Raw genomic sequence first — 1,424 nt, forward strand, 5'->3', positions numbered from 1 at the left:
GCCGAGAAGTTCATTAAAGAGATGTCATTTATAAAGAAACAGGGTAAACAGGTACAGCTTCAAAGTACATGAAATACTTACCTGGATTTCGAGTCAAGTCTGACAGACAAATAAGAATACAGACTATTATTAATACAAGTTAAGAATGGTCAGTTTCAAACCAACATTTTACAATGGAGAGTTTGATCCTGGCTCAGGATGAACGCTAGCGGCAGGCCTAATACATGCAAGTCGAACGATATTATCCAGCTTGCTGGATAAGAAAGTGGCGCACGGGTGCGTAACGCGTATGCAACCTACCTTAATCAGGGGGATAGCCCGAAGAAATTCGGATTAAGACCGCATAAAAACACAGGATAGCATTATCCAATGTTCAAATATTTATAGGATTAAGATGGGCATGCGTGACATTAGTTAGTTGGCGGGGTAACGGCCCACCAAGACCACGATGTCTAGGGGATCTGAGAGGATGACCCCCCACACTGGTACTGAGACACGGACCAGACTCCTACGGGAGGCAGCAGTAAGGAATATTGGTCAATGGAGGGAACTCTGAACCAGCCATGCCGCGTGCAGGATGACGGCCCTCTGGGTTGTAAACTGCTTTTATTCGGGAATAAACCTACTTACGTGTAAGTAGCTGAATGTACCGAAGGAATAAGGATCGGCTAACTCCGTGCCAGCAGCCGCGGTAATACGGAGGATCCAAGCGTTATCCGGATTTATTGGGTTTAAAGGGTGCGTAGGCGGCTTTTTAAGTCAGGGGTGAAAGACGGTAGCTCAACTATCGCAGTGCCCTTGATACTGAAGAGCTTGAATGAACTAGAGGTAGGCGGAATGTGACAAGTAGCGGTGAAATGCATAGATATGTCACAGAACACCGATTGCGAAGGCAGCTTACTATGGTTTAATTGACGCTGAGGCACGAAAGCGTGGGGATCAAACAGGATTAGATACCCTGGTAGTCCACGCCCTAAACGATGAATACTCGCTGTTAGCGATACACAGTTAGCGGCTAAGCGAAAGCGTTAAGTATTCCACCTGGGGAGTACGGTCGCAAGATTGAAACTCAAAGGAATTGACGGGGGCCCGCACAAGCGGAGGAGCATGTGGTTTAATTCGATGATACGCGAGGAACCTTACCCGGGCTTGAAAGTTAGTGAATCATTTAGAGATAGATGAGTCCGCAAGGACACGAAACTAGGTGCTGCATGGCTGTCGTCAGCTCGTGCCGTGAGGTGTTGGGTTAAGTCCCGCAACGAGCGCAACCCCTATGTTTAGTTGCCAGCACGTCATGGTGGGGACTCTAAACAGACTGCCTGTGCAAACAGAGAGGAAGGAGGGGACGACGTCAAGTCATCATGGCCCTTACGTCCGGGGCTACACACGTGCTACAATGGGTGGTACAGAGGGCAGCAAGCTGG

At 48.4% G+C, this 1,424-nt stretch carries 1 rRNA gene; it reads left to right on the plus strand.

From position 1 onward, the window contains the following. Positions 1 to 170: 170 nt before the first annotated feature. Positions 171 to 1,424, plus strand: a 16S ribosomal RNA gene (locus BM192_RS20600); the annotation flags it as partial.

Origin of the sequence: Pedobacter antarcticus, assembly GCF_900112985.1 — a bacterium.
Classification (GTDB): Bacteria; Bacteroidota; Bacteroidia; order Sphingobacteriales; family Sphingobacteriaceae; genus Pedobacter; species Pedobacter antarcticus.